Origin of the sequence: Cellulomonas gelida (assembly GCF_006538725.1) — a bacterium.
Lineage (GTDB): Bacteria > Actinomycetota > Actinomycetes > Actinomycetales > Cellulomonadaceae > Cellulomonas > Cellulomonas gelida.
In genome coordinates this window covers 223,667-238,310 of sequence record NZ_BJLQ01000003.1, presented here as the reverse complement: position 1 = coordinate 238,310, position 14,644 = coordinate 223,667, and the positions used below count along the sequence as shown (strand labels likewise).

Genomic DNA, 14,644 nt, shown 5'->3' with positions numbered 1-14,644 from the left:
GGCCGTGGGCCAGCACGTGCTGGGCGTCGAGGACGGCCACCTCGCGTTCCGGCACGCCCTGCTCGCGGAGGCCATCGCTGCGGACCTCCTGCCCGGCGAGCGTTCGTCGCTGCACCGCGCCTACGTCCGGGTGCTGCGTGCCGACCCCGCGCTCGGTGGTCCCGCCGAGCTCGCGACCCACGCGCTCGCGGCACCCGACCTGCCCACAGCACTCGAGGCGTCCCTCGCGGCCGCCGAGCAGGCGCACGAGCTGCTCGCACCCCAGGAGGAGCTGCGGCACCTCGAGGTCGCGCTGCGGCTCTGGGACGCGGTGCCGGACGCCGGTTCGCGCGTCGCGACGCTCACCGCCGCGGCGAACGCCGCGGGCAACGCCGCACGGCGCGACCGCGCGGTCCAGCTCGCGCGGTCCGCGGTCGAGGCGGCCGACGACGAGGCACGCGCTCCCCTGCGCACCCGCCTCGCGCGGCACCTGCAGGCCCTCGATCGCGCGAAGCAGGCGCTGGCCGAGACCTCGCTCGCGCTCGACGAGCTCGGCCCGACCCCGAGCGCCGCTCGTGCGTGGGCGCTCGCCACGCACGCGCGCTCGCTCGTCTGGCTGGACCGGGACGTCGAGGCGTTCGACGTGGTCCAGGAGGCCCTCAACGTGGCGCGCAACGTGGGTGCGCTCGACGCCGAGTCCGACGCCCTGACCTCGCTCGCGATGCTGGTCGCGTCGGACGACGCGGACCGCGCGGACCAGATCCTGGCCCAGGCCCTCGACGCCGCGCGCGCGGTGGGCGACACGACGACGGAACTGCGGATCCTGCAGAACATGGCGTCGTCGCGCTACGACGTCGGCGACCTCGACGGTGCCGCGCGGCTCGCCGCGACCGGCGTGGAGCGCGCGCGCGCCACGGGCCTCACCAACACGACGCACGGCCTCGACCTCGCGGGGTATGCGGCGCTCGTCGCCTACGTACGCGGGGACCTCACACCCGTCCAGGTCCCGGAACGGGCCGACGACGACGGCGGCTTCCTCGACCTCATCGTGCTGTACGCCGCCACGGCGCGCGGCGAGAGCGACGTCGTCGAGCGGTGCCGCAGGCTCGAACCCCTGTGGTCCCGCGACACGGCGATCGCGCACGTCGCCGGTGGCTGCGGCGCCGACGCGCTCGCGTGGCGGGGCCGCTTCGACGAGTCGGTCGAGCTTGTCGACCGCGTCATCGCCCACCTGGAGAAGGCCTGGCTCCCCCTGTTCTTCGCGGGCATCTGGCTGTCGTCGATCGCGCTGGCCGCCCTCGCCGACGCCGCGCAGGAGGACCGCGTCCGCGGACGGGACCCGGGCGCGCGCGTCGCGGCCGGCGAGCGGTTCGCGACGCGTATCGAGCAGACCGCTCAGCGCCCACTGCCGCCCGGTCGCAAGGTCGGGCCCGAGGGCCTCGCGTGGACGGCACGAGGTCGCGCCGAGCACGCGCGCCTGCTCGGGTCGCCTCCCGGCACGGTCGAGCTCTGGCGCGCGGCTGTCGACGCGTTCGGGTACGGCTACCGCTACGAGGAGGCACGCTCGCGGTGGCGCCTGGCCGAGTCGCTGCTGCTGTCCGGCGACCGCGACGAGGCCGCGCTCGAGGCGGCGCGCGCGCTCGCGGACGCCGAGGACATGGGTGCGGTCCCGCTCGCCACGGCGATCAGGGAGCTCGCCCGGCGCGGCCGGCTGGCCCTGCCCGGCGCGCGGACCGCCGGCTCGGACGTGCTCACGGCACGCGAGGCGGAGGTGCTCGAGCTCGTCGCCCAGGGGTTGTCGAACAACCAGATCGGGCGGCGCCTGTTCATCTCCGGCAAGACCGTCTCGGTGCACGTCTCGAACGTGCTCGCCAAGCTCGAGGTCTCGGGCCGCGCCGAGGCGGTGGACGTGGCCCACCGGCGCGGGCTCATAGGCTCGCGCTGAGCCGGCCCGTGCGGCTCGCCGCGCGCAGCTGCGTGGCAGACCCGGTGGGTCAGACGTCGGGGTGGTCGGATTCGAACCGGCGACCTTCCGCTCCCAAAGCGGACGCGCTACCAACCTGCGCCACACCCCGTCACGCGGGCGGCCCGCGCGGCACCCAGCCTAGGGGACGGGCCGCGCCCGCCCGGACGACCTCGCCTGTGATGGGATGTCGCCCGTGACGACGTTCCTCACCCGCGGCGACCGTGTGCTGTTCCAAGGCGACTCCCTGACCGACTGGGGCCGCGACCGGGACGACCCGGAGAGCCTGGGGCACGGCTGGGTCGCAGTCGCAGCGGCGCTCGCGGGCGCCCGACGGCCCGACCTCGGCCTGCGGTTCCACAACCGCGGCGTCGGCGGCGACACGGCCGCTCTGGTGCGCGAGCGCTGGGAGGCCGACGCGCTCGCCCTCGAGCCGACCGTCATCTCGCTGCTCGTCGGCATCAACGACACCTGGCGCCGCTACGACCAGGGCCGGGCGACGAGCACCGAGCAGTACGAGGACTCCTATCGGGCGCTGCTCGACTCGGCGCGCGAGCGCCTCGACGTGCGCTTCGTGCTCGTCGAGCCGTTCCTCCTGCCGCTCAGCCCGCAGCAGGAGGCGTGGCGCGAGGACCTGGACCCCCGCATCGAGGTCGTGCGTCGGCTCGCCGGCGAGTACGGCGCGGTGCTGCTCGAGGCCGACTCGATGTTCGCCGAGGCCACGATCGCCGCGAGCGCGGAGCACTGGACCACGGACGGCGTGCACCTGACCCCCGCGGGCAACGGGCTGCTGGCCGAGGCGTGGCTCAACCGGCTCGGCCTGCCCGCCTGACCCGGCACCGAGCGCCCTCACCGCACCGCGGCGGGTCAGGCGGGACGACGGTGTCGGCGGTGTGCGGCAGGCTCGTGACGTGATCGTCGTCGTGGCACACCCGGGCGCGCGGGACCCCGAGCCGCGCGCCGTGGTCGCGGTCGTGGCACCGGAGGCGCCGGCTCGCGACGCGGTGCTGGGCACCGAGCGAGCCGTGCGCTGGGCGTGGGCGGACACGACCGCGTGGTACCCGCGGCTGCTGGCCGACGGCGTGCGCGTCGAGCGCTGCCTGGACCTGCGCCTCACGCACCGCCTGCTGCGCGCCTCCGTCGCGACCGCGTCGTCGGCCCTGGCGACCGGCGCGGCGGGTGCGTTCGACGAGCCGGCGGCGGCACCCGCCGAGCCGGGTCCGGCCGCACCGACGACGCTGTTCGAGGCCACGGACGGCGACGCCGCGTCCGACGAGCACCCCGGCGACTCGTCGGCGGCCGTGCCCGCCGAGCTCGCGCGGACGCCCGACGTCGACGCGTGCCTCGCGGAGCTCGCCGCTCAGGACGCGGCCGTCGCGGGCAGCGCGATCGCCGGCAGCGCTGTCGCGGGCCGGCTCCGGCTGCTCGTCGCGGGCGAGTCGGCGGGCGCTCTCGCGGCGGCCGAGATGCGGCACGCGGGGCTCCCGTGGGACGCAGACGTGCACGACGAGGTGCTGCGCTCTCGGCTCGGGCCGCGTCCCGCGCGTGGCTCGCGCCCGCCCGAGATGGAGCGCCTCGCCGCCCGGGTGCGCACCGAGCTCGACGCGCCGACTCTCAACCCCGACTCGCTGCCCGACGTGCTGCGCGCGCTGCGCCGCGTCGGGCTGCCGGTGAGCTCGACGCGCCAGTGGGAGCTCGCGAACCTCGACCACCCGGCGATCGCCCCGCTGCTGGAGTACAAGAAGCTGTCGCGGCTGCACAGCGCCAACGGCTGGGCCTGGCTCGACGAGTGGGTCGTCGACGGGCGGTTCCGGCCCGAGTACGTCGTGGGCGGGGTCGTCACCGGCCGGTGGGGCTCGTCGGGCGGCGGCGCGCTGCAGATCCCCCGCACGCTGCGCACGGCGGTGCGCGCGGACCCGGGGTGGCGCCTCGTCGTCGCGGACGCCGCCCAGCTCGAGCCGCGCGTGCTCGCGGGCATGGCGCACGACGAGCGCATGGCTGCGGCCGGCGCGGGCCGCGACCTGTACGCGGGGATCGTCGAGGCAGGTGTCGTGCCGGAGCGGGCACTCGCCAAGGTGGGCATGCTCGGCGCGCTGTACGGCGGGACGACGGGTGCGAGCGCGAGCGTGCTGCCGCGACTGCTCCAGGCGTTCCCGCGTGCGACGGGCCTGGTCGAGGAGGCCGCGCGCGCGGGTGAGCGCGGCGAGATCGTCTCGACCCTGCTGGGTCGCAGCTCCCCGCGGCCCGGCGCGGCATGGCTGCAGGTCCAGGCCGACGCGCTCGACCCCGACGCGAGCGACGGCGCACAGTCGCAGGCCCGCGCCCAGACGCGGGCCTGGGGGCGCTTCACGCGCAACTTCGTCGTGCAGGGCACGGCGGCGGAGTGGGCGCTGTGCTGGATCGCCGAGCTCCGGCGCCGGCTGTGGGCGATGGGGGTCGACGAGGACGCACCCGGCGCGGTCCGCGCGCCGTTCGTCGGGCGGCCGCACCTCGTGTACTTCCTGCACGACGAGCTCGTCGTGCACTGCCCGGCGCCGTTCGCCGAGGCGGTCGCGGACGCCGTCGTCGAGGCGGCCACCGCCGCGGGGCGGCTGCTCTTCGGGAGCTTCCCGATCGAGTTCCCGCTCGCGGTGGGCGTGGCCACGGCGTACGACACCGCGAAGGACACCGCGACCCTGCGCCGCGACGCACCGCGCTGACCTGCGCCTCAACCCGGATACCGGACGCGGGTCGGCGGACGAAGGACCCAGCCGAGGCGCGCGGGCGCCCAGGTGTGACGAGCGAGACGGTCGCGATCGTCCGGGATCGCCCGATATCCCGGCGACAGGTGTCAGTGGTCATGCCTAGGGTCGAAGCGAACCGGGCCGCCGAGCCCGCACCGCAGCGCCTCGCGCCGCGACGTCCACACGCATCGTTCCAAGGGGATCTCTCCGTATGAAGTCGTCTGCCGTTCGTACCGCTGTCGCGCTCGCCGCCGCCGCCACGCTCCTGCTGGCCGGCTGCTCGTCCGACGACGCGACCACCGACACCACCGCGACCGCCGAGGCCACCTCGAGCGCGGCCGCCACGCCCGAGGCGACCGAGGCGCCCACCGAGGCCGAGGTGCTCGACGTCACGCACATCCAGCTCCAGACCGCGATCGACACGCTGGGTCTGCGCGGGCTCGAGACCAAGGTCGTCGACGCCGACGGCAACGAGATCACGCCCGAGCCCGAGACGGTGTACCTCGTCGTGGGCCAGGACCCGATCGAGGGAGTCGTCCCCGTCGGCACCGTCATCACGCTGACCGCCGAGAAGAAGGCCTGACCGCCTCCCGCTCTGCGACCCGCCGCACGCTGCGGAACCGACGCCCGCCCCGGGACCCCGGGGCGGGCGTCGTGCTGTGCGCCGGCCCGGACCGCCTGACCTGCGTCCGAGGCGCGGGAACCTTTGCGCCCGGTATGGCGTTGACGCTACGGTCACCAACGACTGCGGTCCCCGGACCGCCCTTGGAGGAGAGCATGAGCGAGCGGATGTCCGCCCCTGCCTCCTCGCTGCGCGCCTTCGTGGCGCCCTGTTGTCGCTGTCGGTAGAGCGCTGGCTCCCGCGCGCGACGACACCCTTCCCCGGTGGGCGTGTCCTGTGCGCCAGCGCTCGCCCCGGCGGCCCGTCCGCACCCCGGCGTCGACCGCCGGCGCAGCCACCTGAGAGCTCCGCTCTCGCTCGTACCCGTCAGACAAGTCCCCCGCATCCGCCGCCGCACCCGCGTCGGCTCGACCGAAGAGGAACCATGGCACGCATCTACGACGACGCGACCGCGCTCATCGGCAACACCCCGCTGGTCCGCATCAACAAGATCACCGACGGCGCCCCCGCCACGGTCGTCGGCAAGCTCGAGTTCTACAACCCGGCCAGCTCGGTCAAGGACCGCATCGGTGTCGCGATCATCGACGCGGCCGAGGCGTCGGGCGAGCTCAAGCCGGGCGGCACGATCGTCGAGGCGACGTCGGGCAACACGGGCATCGCCCTCGCGTTCGTCGGCGCCGCGCGCGGCTACGACGTCGTCCTGACGATGCCGGAGACCATGTCGAAGGAGCGCCGCGCCCTGCTGCGGGCGTTCGGTGCCGAGCTCATCCTCACGCCGGGCTCCGAGGGCATGAAGGGTGCGGTCAACCGCGCCAACGAGATCGTCGCCGAGCGTCCGGGCGCGATCCTGGCCCGCCAGTTCGCGAACGAGGCCAACCCCGCCATCCACCGCAAGACGACGGCCGAGGAGATCTGGGCCGACACCGACGGCCAGATCGACATCCTCGTCGCGGGCATCGGCACGGGCGGCACCATCACGGGTGTCGGACAGGTGCTCAAGGAGCGCAAGCCCGACGTCACGATCGTCGCCGTCGAGCCCGCCGAGTCGCCGATCCTCAACGGCGGCCAGCCCGGCCCGCACAAGATCCAGGGCATCGGCGCGAACTTCGTGCCGGAGATCCTCGACACCTCGGTGTACGACGAGGTCATCGACATCGACGCCGAGACGGCCGTGACGTTCGCTCGCCGTGCCGCTGCCGAGGAGGGCCTGCTCGTGGGCATCTCCTCGGGTGCCGCGCTCGCCGCCGCGAAGCAGCTCGCGGAGCGTCCGGAGAACGCGGGCAAGCTGATCGTCGCGATCATCCCGTCGTTCGGTGAGCGCTACCTGTCGACGATCCTCTACGCCGACCTGCTCGACTGAGCGGCACGCGCCCCGGCCGCCGCGTGCGGCCGGGGCGCGACCGTCCCGCTCACCCCCTCGTCCCCCGAGAGCCAGGTCCCATGCCTTCGCTGCAGCACTTCGTCGCCACGTTCCGCGAGGACCTCGAGGCCGCGCGCCGTCGCGACCCCGCGGCCCGCTCGGCGCTCGAGGTCGCCCTCGCCTACCCGGGCGTGCACGCCGTCTGGACCTACCGCGTCGCGCACGCGATGTGGCGTGAGCCGTCGCTGCGTCTCCCGGCGCGCCTGCTGTCGCAGCTCGTGCGGGCGTTGACGGGCATCGAGATCCACCCCGGCGCGCGGCTCGGGCGTCGGCTCTTCATCGACCACGGGATGGGCGTGGTGATCGGCGAGACCGCGGAGGTCGGGGACGACGTCGTCCTGTTCCACGGCTCGACGCTCGGCGGCAAGGCCATGCGCAAGGGCAAGCGTCACCCCACGCTCGGCGACAACGTCGTGGTGGGCGCGGGCGCCAAGATCCTCGGGCCCGTCTGGATCGGCGACGACGTGCAGGTCGGCGCGAACGCGGTCGTGATCCACGACGTGCCCGCGGGCGCGATCGCGGTGGGCGTCCCTGCCCAGGTCCGCCTGCGCCCCGTCGCCGCGCCGTTCGACGCCGAGATCGACGACCCGGCCATCTACATCTGACGTCGCGCGTCCAGGGCGCGCGGTGCCTCAGTCGCCGTCCGGACCCTCGTCGACGAGCCGTCCGGCGTCGATCACGACGACACGGCCGGGGTCCGGTGCCGGCAGACCGAGCGCACGCCTGACGAACGGGAGCGTCGACAGGGACGCGACGCGCTCGCGCGGCACCCAGGCGACGTCGTCCGTCGTGCCGTCGACCTCGGCGCGCAGCTCGCCGGCCTCGACGACGAGCGGGTAGCACAGCCGCACCGAGTGCATCAGGATCCCGCGCGCCCGGATGTCGAGCAGGTCGGACAGGATCGCCGGCTCCCCGGCGACCCGGACGGCGAGACCCGTCTCCTCCTGCAGCTCGCGCACGACCGCCTGCTCCGGGTGCTCGCCGTGCTCGACACCGCCCCCGGGCAGCCACCACGTCCCCGGGAGGTCGGACCTGACGCCCGCGCGCGCCAGGAGCACGAGGCCCTCCCGTTCGACGAGGCCGTAGGCCGCGAGCCTGGTCACGTGCTGGATCTGCGCCACGACACGCGACCGTACTCCCCGCCTGCTCGGCACTTGTTCTAGTTGTTGGGTAACAAATAGGCTGTTCGCATGCTCTGGACCATCGACCCGGCGCGCGACGAGCCGCTCTTCACGCAGATCGCCGCCCAGGTGCGCGCTGCCGTGTCCGCCGGCGAGCTGCACACGGGCGACCGGCTGCCGCCCGCACGCGTGCTGGCGAGCTCGCTCGACGTCAACGTGCACACCGTGCTGCGCGCCTACCAGGACCTGCGCGACGAGGGCCTGGTCGACCTGCGCCGCGGCCGCGGCGCGGTGATCTCCGCGCACCCCGACTACACCGCGCTCGCCGCGCCCGTCGCGGCCCTCGTCGACGCCGCCCGCACCGCCGGTGTGTCGCCGGCCGTCGCGGTCGCCCTGCTGCAGAACGCCTTCCACCAGAACCCGGAGGACTGACCCCCCATGACCGCGTTGGCCACCCCTGTCCGGACCCCGGTCCCCCACCGGCTCAGCTCGACGCTGCTCGGCCTCGTGCTGCCCGTCGCGCTCCTGGCGGGCGGCGCGCTCGTCGCGCTCTCGTGGCGCGACGAGCTGCCGGACCCGGTCGCGACCCACTGGGGCACGGACGGCCCCGACGGGTTCTCCTCGTTCGGCGGGGCGCTCGCCCCGCTGCTGCTCGGGCTCGTGCTGTGCGTCGGCGCGTGGGCGATGGCGTTCTGGGCCGGCCGGGACGGCGCGATGCGCCGGATCGCCGTGGCGACCTCCGCCGGCCTGGGCACGCTGTTCGCGCTGATCCTGCTCGGCACGCTCTCGGCGCAGCGCGGGCTGGCCGACGCGGCCCAGGCGCCCGGCGTGGGCGGCACGATCGTGGGGGCCCTGCTCGGCGCGCTGGCCGTCGGCATCGCCGCGGCGCTGCTCGTCCCGCGTGACGCGCCGCTGCCGACCAGCGCACGCGTCGACCCCGACGCCCCGCGGGTGCCCCTGTCCGCCACGCAGCGCGCCGCGTGGAGCCGCACCGTCACGGCTCCCGCCGCGGTCGTGAGCGCCGTGGTCGCGATCACGGCGTCGGTCGTGCTCGTCGTCGCACTCGGCGCCTGGCCCGTGCTCGTCGTGCCCGTCATCCTCGCAGCGCTGCTCGCGGTGACGCTCGTGTGGCGCGTGACGGTCGACGACAAGGGCCTGCAGGCGCGCTCGCTCGTCGGCTGGCCGACGGTGCGGGTCCCCCTGGACGAGGTCGAGCGTGCCGCCGTCGTCGACGTCCGCCCGCTGCGCGAGTTCGGCGGCTGGGGCTACCGGCTCGGCCGCGGCGGGCGCTCGGCGCTCGCGCTGCGCGCCGGGCAGGCCGTCGAGGTGCACCGCACCGGCGGGCGTGTGCTCGTCGTGACGGTCGACGACGCCGCGACCGCGGCCGCGCTGCTCAACACGCTCGCGGACCGCGCACGCGCGTGAGAAGTACCGACCGGTAACCTGACCGCGCCGCAGGGCCTGCGGCGCGACGACGACGTCACTGGAGGCCGGGATGCGACTGGGCTACTCGCTGGGGTACTGGTCCGCGGGCCCGCCGCCCGGCGCGCTCGAGACCGTGATCGCCGCCGAGCGCCTCGGCTTCGACTCCGTGTGGACGTCCGAGGCGTACGGCTCGGACGCGTTCACGCCGCTCGCGTGGTGGGGGTCGCGCACGACGAGCGTGCGGCTCGGCACCGCGATCGCGCAGATCTCGGCCCGCACACCGACCGCCACGGCGATGGCCGCGCTCACGCTCGACCACCTGTCGGGCGGCCGGTTCGTGCTCGGGCTCGGCGCGTCCGGGCCGCAGGTGGTCGAGGGCTGGTACGGCCAGCCGTACCCGCGCCCGCTGGCCCGCACGCGCGAGTTCGTCGCCGTCGTCCGCCAGGTCCTCGCGCGCGAGGCCCCGGTGGCGTACGACGGCGCGTTCTACCGCCTCCCGCTGCCGTCCGACGAGGGCATGGGCCTCGGCAAGGCCCTCAAGCCCACCGTGCACCCGCTACGTGCGGACCTGCCCATCCACCTGGCCGCCGAGGGGCCCAAGAACGTCGCTCTCGCGGCGGAGATCGCGGACGGCTGGCTGCCGATGTTCTACTCGCCGCGCATGGACGCCGAGTACCGCGCGCTGCTGGCCGACGGCTTCGCTGCACGGTCCGACGACCGCGACCCCGCGGGCTTCGAGGTCGTCGCGCCCGTGCCGGTGGTGCTCGGCGAGAGCGTCGAGGCCGCGGCCGAGCAGATCCGCCCGTTCGTCGCGCTGTACGCGGGCGGGATGGGCGCCAAGGGCGCCAACTTCCACCGCAACGTGCTGGACCGGCTCGGGTACGCGCAGGTGTGCGACGAGATCCAGGCGCACTACCTCGCCGGCGACAAGGCGCGGGCAGCCGCGGCCGTGCCCGTCGATCTCGTCCGGGACGTCGCGCTCGTCGGCACGCCCGACGACGTGCGCGCCCAGCTCCCCGCGTGGCGCTCGACCGCGATCACGACGCTCGTCGTCCAGGGCGACCCGCGCACGCTGCCGGCCGTCGCCGCCGTCCTGCAGGGCGACTGACGCGCCGCACGCGGACAGGCCGGCGCGTCCGGCACACTCGACGCCGTGGACGACGCGTACCTGGAGGCCGTGCTCGACCTCGTCGCGACCATCCCCGCCGGCCGCGCGATGACGTACGGCACGGTGGCCGAGGTCGTGGCCGAGCGGTTCGTCGCCGCGGGTGAGCCCGCGCGCGGCGGGCCGCGTCAGGTCGGCCAGGTGATGGCACGCGCCGGCGGCGGCGTGCCGTGGTGGCGCGTGGTCAACGCCTCCGGCGCACCGCCGGCACGGCACCTGCAGCGCGCGCTCGTCGAGCTGCGCGCCGAGGGGACGTCCCTGGTCGCGGACGGCTCACGCGTCGCGCTGCGGCGTGCGATCTGGTTCCCCGACGACACCGCGGACGCCGCTCGATAAGGACGTGCCGACAGCCCCCCGGCCGGGCCACGATGTCTCCATGACGCCTCTGCCGCCCGGATACCGCACCGTCGCCGTCCCGCACGACCGCAAGCGGGAGTTCGTCGCCGTCGACCACCTCGCGTTCGCCTTCGAGCCCGACGAGAAGACGAGCGAGATCGTCCCCGACCAGCTCCCCTGGGACCGCACCGCCGCGGTCGAGCGCCCCGACGGCACGTTGGCGGCCGTGCACGCGTCCTACGACTTCGACCTGCCCGTCCCCGGCGGCGAGGTCGCCTGCTCCGGCCTGACGTGGGTCGGCGTGCGACCCGACGAGCGCCGGCGCGGGCTGCTGTCCGCCATGATCGACTTCCACTTCGCCCGCTCGCTCGAGCGCGGCGAGCCCGTCTCGGCGCTGTTCGCCGCGGAGATGGCCATCTACGGGCGGTTCGGCTACGGCGCGGCCGCCCACGACGTGCGGGTCAAGATCCCGCGCGGCGCGAAGCTGCGCGACGTGCCGGGCAGCGAGTCGCTGACCGTGCGCTTCGACTCGGCCGACCCCGACAAGCACACCGACCTCGTGCACGCCGTGCACGTCGCGGCAGGCGCCGGGCGGCCGGGCTGGGTCACGCGCCCGACCGACGCGATGCGCCGCGGTCGCGTCGTGGACCCGCCCGCGTGGCGCGACGGCGGCGAGCCGCTGCGCATCGTCACGGTGCACGACGAGGCGGGCGATCCGCGCGCCTACGCGCTGCTGCGCCGCAAGGAGACGTGGGCCGACCCCGGGCCGCGCTACCCGGTGCTGATCCGGGAGGCCGTCGCGACCGACGCGGCCGCCGCGCACCGCCTGTGGTCGTTCGTGCTGGACCTCGACCTCACGGCCGAGGTCTCCAGCGGCATGCTCCCCGCCGACGACCCGCTGCTCGGGCTGCTCGTGGATCCCCGGGGTGCCGTCCCGCGCATCGCGGACAACATCTGGGTCCGCTTGCTCGACCTGCCCGCCGCGCTCACCGCGCGTCGGTACAGCGCGCCGGTCGACCTCGTCCTCGAGGTCACCGACGCGCGCCTTCCTGCCAACGCGGGCCGCTGGCGGCTCACGACCGGTGAGGCGGGCGCCGACGGCTACCCCGCCGAGGTGGCCACGACCGACGACGAGCCGGACCTGCGGCTCGACGTGCGTGAGCTCGGTGCCGCGTACCTCGGCGGGCGTTCGCTCGCCGCGCTCGCGAGCGCGGGCCTGGTCACCGAGGTGACCCCGGGCACCCTGCTGCCGGCGGCGGCGGCCTTCGGCTGGCCGCTCGCCCCCGTCTGCAGCTGGGTGTTCTGAGGCCCGCCGGACGCTGAGGGTCCGGGCCGCCCCCCCCCGGCGTCAGCGCGCCTCGTACTCCGCGAGGAGGTCGATGCGGCGCTGGTGCCGGGGGTCGCCGCTGAACGGCTCGGCGAGGAACGCGTCGACCAGCTCGAGCGCCTCGTCGACCGAGTGCTGGCGAGCGCCGATCGCGATCACGTTCGCGTCGTTGTGCTGGCGCGCGAGGGTCGCGGTGGCCTGGTTCCACGCGAGCGCGGCGCGCACGCCGACGACCTTGTTCGCGGCGATCTGCTCGCCGTTGCCCGAGCCGCCGAGCACGACGCCGAGCGAGCCGGGCTCCGCGACGACGGCCTCGCCCGCGGCGAAGCAGAACGGCGGGTAGTCGTCCTGGGCGTCGTACTCGTGCGCGCCGTGGTCCACGACGTCGTGCCCTGCGGCCTGCAGGTGCTCGACGAGCGCGACCTTGAGCTCGAAACCGGCGTGGTCGGAACCGATGTGGATACGCATGGCCTCATCCTGCCGCACCTGCGCGGGTGCACCCGCCGTCGTCCGTAGGCTGTCGACATGACGCGAAGCGGCCTCGACCTGACCGACCTCGACCCGACCGTCCGCCCCCAGGACGACCTGTACCGGCACGTGAACGGGCGGTGGGCCGCCCAGCACGTCATCCCGGCCGACCGCGCGATGGACGGCACCTTCCGCGCGCTGCACGACGCGGCCGAGGAGCACGTCCGCGACATCATCGCCGACCTCGGCGCGCAGGACGCCGAGCAGTCCGCGCAGGAGCAGTCGGCGGGTGAGCCCGGCACCGCGAGCGTCGGCGCCAAGATCGGCGCGGTGTTCGCAAGCTTCATGGACACCGACGCGATCGAGGCTGCGGGGACCGACCCGCTGCGCGCAGACCTCGCGCTCGTCGCCGGCGCCACCTCGCAGGCCGAGCTCACGGGCGTCCTCGGCGCGCTGCAGCGCACGGGTGCGGGCGGCGCGGTGGGCATGTGGGTCGACAACGACGCCGACGACCCCGAGCGGTACGTCGTCTACCTCAACCAGGGCGGCCTGGGCCTGCCGGACGAGGCGTACTACCGCGACGAGCAGTACGCCGCGGTGCTGGCGGCCTATGCCCCGCACGTCGCGCGCATGCTGCGGCTCGGCGGCGTCGCGACCGACGCGCAGCACGCGGACGAGCTCGCCGCGCGCGTCGTCGGCCTCGAGACGAAGCTCGCGGCCCACCACTGGGACGTCGTCAAGGACCGCGACGCGGACCTGACCTACAACCCGACGACGCTCGCGGACCTCACCACCAGCGCGCCGGGCTTCGACTGGCCCGTGTGGGCACAGGCGCTCGGGGCGCCGCAGGGCGCGCTCGAGCAGCTCGTCGTGCGTGAGCCCGACTTCGCGCGTGGCTTCGCGCAGCTGTGGACCGACGCGCCGCTCGAGGACTGGCAGGCGTGGCTCTCGTACCACGTGATCAGCGACCGCGCGCCGTACCTGACGCAGGAGATCGTCGAGGCCAACTTCGACTTCTACGGCCGCACGCTCACGGGCGCCCAGGAGCTGCGCGACCGCTGGAAGCGGGGCGTCTCGCTCGTGCAGGGCGTGCTCGGCGAGGCCGTCGGCGAGGTGTACGTCGCGCGGCACTTCCCGCCGTCGCACAAGGAGCGCATGGACGAGCTCGTCGCGCACCTCGTCGAGGCGTACCGCGAGTCGATCACCGCGCTCGACTGGATGGGTCCGGACACGCGCGCCAAGGCGCTCGCCAAGCTCGACGCGTTCACGCCGAAGATCGGCTACCCGGCGAAGTGGCGCGACTACTCGGCGCTGCAGGTCGCGGCCGGTGACCTCGTCGGGAACGTGCGCCGCGCGAACGCGTTCGAGCTCGATCGCGAGCTCGCGAAGATCGGCAAGCCGATCGACCGCGACGAGTGGTTCATGACCCCGCAGACGGTCAACGCCTACTACAACCCGGGCATGAACGAGATCGTCTTCCCCGCGGCGATCCTGCAGCCGCCGTTCTTCGACGCCGACGCCGACGACGCGGTGAACTTCGGGGCGATCGGCGCCGTGATCGGGCACGAGATCGGGCACGGGTTCGACGACCAGGGCAGCAAGTACGACGGGACGGGCCGCCTCGAGGACTGGTGGACCGCCGACGACCGCGCGGAGTTCGAGCGCCGCACGAGCGCGCTGATCGCGCAGTACGACGCGTTCTCCCCCACGCAGCTCGGCGGGTCGCACCACGTGAACGGCGCGCTGACGATCGGCGAGAACATCGGCGACCTGGGCGGGCTGTCCATCGCGCTCAAGGCCTACCGGATCGCGCTGGGACGCCCGCTCGAGGAGGCCCCCGTCATCGACGGGCTCACGGGCGTGCAGCGGTTCTTCCTGGGCTGGGCCCAGGCGTGGCGCACCAAGGGCCGCGACGAGGAGGTCATCCGCCGCCTCGCGACCGACCCGCACGCGCCCGACGAGTTCCGCTGCAACGGGGTGGTACGCAACGTCGACGAGTACTACGCGGCGTTCGACGTCCAGCCGGGCGACGCCCTGTACCTGGCGCCGCAGGAGCGCGTGCGCATCTGGTGAGGTGTCGCCGGCGGGAGCTGCC

Annotated in this window: 14 protein-coding genes and 1 tRNA gene; 12 read left to right on the top strand and 3 right to left on the bottom strand. The window is 74.9% G+C overall.

The window, feature by feature from the left end:
* Positions 1 to 700: 700 nt before the first annotated feature.
* Complete coding sequence (locus tag CGE01nite_RS17525) at positions 701 to 1,924, top strand: helix-turn-helix transcriptional regulator (protein ID WP_371857561.1); 1,224 nt, start codon at positions 701 to 703, stop codon at positions 1,922 to 1,924.
* Between the two features lie 56 nt (positions 1,925 to 1,980).
* On the opposite strand, the gene CGE01nite_RS02515 is transcribed toward CGE01nite_RS17525, so the two are convergent.
* Positions 1,981 to 2,054 (bottom strand) — tRNA-Pro (locus CGE01nite_RS02515).
* A 75-nt stretch (positions 2,055 to 2,129) separates the two neighbouring features.
* On the opposite strand from CGE01nite_RS02515, the gene CGE01nite_RS02510 reads away from it, so the two are divergent.
* The 5 genes from CGE01nite_RS02510 (at position 2,130) to epsC (ending at position 7,312) form a co-directional block, all read left to right on the top strand.
* Positions 2,130 to 2,774: an SGNH/GDSL hydrolase family protein gene (locus CGE01nite_RS02510; RefSeq protein WP_048342239.1), complete on the top strand. Its 645-nt coding sequence runs from the start codon at positions 2,130 to 2,132 to the stop codon at positions 2,772 to 2,774.
* 142 nt (positions 2,775 to 2,916) lie between these two features.
* Positions 2,917 to 4,641 carry a bifunctional 3'-5' exonuclease/DNA polymerase gene (locus CGE01nite_RS02505; protein ID WP_371857560.1) on the top strand — a complete coding sequence of 575 codons (1,725 nt, stop codon included), beginning with the start codon at positions 2,917 to 2,919 and terminating at the stop codon, positions 4,639 to 4,641.
* A 235-nt stretch (positions 4,642 to 4,876) separates the two neighbouring features.
* Entirely contained in the window at positions 4,877 to 5,248 is a 372-nt protein-coding gene (locus CGE01nite_RS02500; protein WP_141368761.1) for a hypothetical protein, read from the top strand.
* A gap of 463 nt (positions 5,249 to 5,711) precedes the next feature.
* On the top strand, positions 5,712 to 6,647 hold the full coding sequence (gene cysK, locus CGE01nite_RS02495) for a cysteine synthase A (protein ID WP_048341616.1): 936 nt from the start codon (positions 5,712 to 5,714) through the stop codon (positions 6,645 to 6,647).
* An 80-nt stretch (positions 6,648 to 6,727) separates the two neighbouring features.
* A complete protein-coding gene (epsC, locus tag CGE01nite_RS02490) occupies positions 6,728 to 7,312 on the top strand; it encodes a serine O-acetyltransferase EpsC (RefSeq protein WP_048341615.1) in 585 nt (194 codons plus the stop codon).
* Positions 7,313 to 7,339: 27 nt separating this feature from the next.
* Here the strand turns inward: epsC and CGE01nite_RS02485 are convergent, their stop codons facing one another.
* Positions 7,340 to 7,828, bottom strand: a complete 489-nt coding sequence (locus CGE01nite_RS02485) for an NUDIX hydrolase (RefSeq protein WP_170210867.1) — start codon at positions 7,826 to 7,828, stop codon at positions 7,340 to 7,342.
* A gap of 69 nt (positions 7,829 to 7,897) precedes the next feature.
* On the opposite strand from CGE01nite_RS02485, the gene CGE01nite_RS02480 reads away from it, so the two are divergent.
* The 5 genes from CGE01nite_RS02480 to CGE01nite_RS02460 all read left to right on the top strand — a co-directional run bounded on the left by CGE01nite_RS02480 (position 7,898) and on the right by CGE01nite_RS02460 (position 12,060).
* The gene (locus tag CGE01nite_RS02480) at positions 7,898 to 8,260 is read left to right on the top strand and encodes a GntR family transcriptional regulator (RefSeq protein WP_048341614.1); all 363 of its coding nucleotides are present in this window, start codon (positions 7,898 to 7,900) and stop codon (positions 8,258 to 8,260) included.
* A gap of 6 nt (positions 8,261 to 8,266) precedes the next feature.
* Entirely contained in the window at positions 8,267 to 9,253 is a 987-nt protein-coding gene (locus tag CGE01nite_RS02475; protein WP_141368757.1) for a DUF1648 domain-containing protein, read from the top strand.
* Positions 9,254 to 9,323: 70 nt separating this feature from the next.
* The gene (locus CGE01nite_RS02470; RefSeq protein WP_141368755.1) at positions 9,324 to 10,361 is read left to right on the top strand and encodes an LLM class F420-dependent oxidoreductase; all 1,038 of its coding nucleotides are present in this window, start codon (positions 9,324 to 9,326) and stop codon (positions 10,359 to 10,361) included.
* Between the two features lie 45 nt (positions 10,362 to 10,406).
* Positions 10,407 to 10,754 carry an MGMT family protein gene (locus CGE01nite_RS02465; RefSeq protein WP_048341611.1) on the top strand — a complete coding sequence of 116 codons (348 nt, stop codon included), beginning with the start codon at positions 10,407 to 10,409 and terminating at the stop codon, positions 10,752 to 10,754.
* Positions 10,755 to 10,794: 40 nt separating this feature from the next.
* Positions 10,795 to 12,060 (top strand): GNAT family N-acetyltransferase, encoded by a 1,266-nt coding sequence (locus CGE01nite_RS02460; RefSeq protein WP_141368753.1) that lies wholly within the window; start codon positions 10,795 to 10,797, stop codon positions 12,058 to 12,060.
* A 42-nt stretch (positions 12,061 to 12,102) separates the two neighbouring features.
* On the opposite strand, the gene CGE01nite_RS02455 is transcribed toward CGE01nite_RS02460, so the two are convergent.
* Complete coding sequence (locus CGE01nite_RS02455; RefSeq protein WP_048341619.1) at positions 12,103 to 12,549, bottom strand: ribose-5-phosphate isomerase; 447 nt, start codon at positions 12,547 to 12,549, stop codon at positions 12,103 to 12,105.
* A gap of 57 nt (positions 12,550 to 12,606) precedes the next feature.
* Here CGE01nite_RS02455 and CGE01nite_RS02450 point away from each other — a divergent pair, with 57 nt between their 5' ends.
* Positions 12,607 to 14,622: a M13 family metallopeptidase gene (locus CGE01nite_RS02450; protein WP_141368751.1), complete on the top strand. Its 2,016-nt coding sequence runs from the start codon at positions 12,607 to 12,609 to the stop codon at positions 14,620 to 14,622.
* Positions 14,623 to 14,644 lie beyond the last annotated feature (22 nt).

What these genes read in the sequence shown, in the direction of transcription:
- CGE01nite_RS17525 (WP_371857561.1), top strand. Translation starts at nt 701, where the DNA reads ATGCTGGTCGCGTCGGACGACGCGGACCGCGCGGACCAGATCCTGGCC.
- CGE01nite_RS02510 (WP_048342239.1), top strand. Translation starts at nt 2,130, where the DNA reads ATGTCGCCCGTGACGACGTTCCTCACCCGCGGCGACCGTGTGCTGTTC.
- CGE01nite_RS02500 (WP_141368761.1), top strand. Translation starts at nt 4,877, where the DNA reads ATGAAGTCGTCTGCCGTTCGTACCGCTGTCGCGCTCGCCGCCGCCGCC.
- cysK (WP_048341616.1), top strand. Translation starts at nt 5,712, where the DNA reads ATGGCACGCATCTACGACGACGCGACCGCGCTCATCGGCAACACCCCG.
- epsC (WP_048341615.1), top strand. Translation starts at nt 6,728, where the DNA reads ATGCCTTCGCTGCAGCACTTCGTCGCCACGTTCCGCGAGGACCTCGAG.
- CGE01nite_RS02480 (WP_048341614.1), top strand. Translation starts at nt 7,898, where the DNA reads ATGCTCTGGACCATCGACCCGGCGCGCGACGAGCCGCTCTTCACGCAG.
- CGE01nite_RS02475 (WP_141368757.1), top strand. Translation starts at nt 8,267, where the DNA reads ATGACCGCGTTGGCCACCCCTGTCCGGACCCCGGTCCCCCACCGGCTC.
- CGE01nite_RS02470 (WP_141368755.1), top strand. Translation starts at nt 9,324, where the DNA reads ATGCGACTGGGCTACTCGCTGGGGTACTGGTCCGCGGGCCCGCCGCCC.
- CGE01nite_RS02460 (WP_141368753.1), top strand. Translation starts at nt 10,795, where the DNA reads ATGACGCCTCTGCCGCCCGGATACCGCACCGTCGCCGTCCCGCACGAC.
- CGE01nite_RS02455 (WP_048341619.1), bottom strand. Translation starts at nt 12,549, where the DNA reads ATGCGTATCCACATCGGTTCCGACCACGCCGGTTTCGAGCTCAAGGTC.
- CGE01nite_RS02450 (WP_141368751.1), top strand. Translation starts at nt 12,607, where the DNA reads ATGACGCGAAGCGGCCTCGACCTGACCGACCTCGACCCGACCGTCCGC.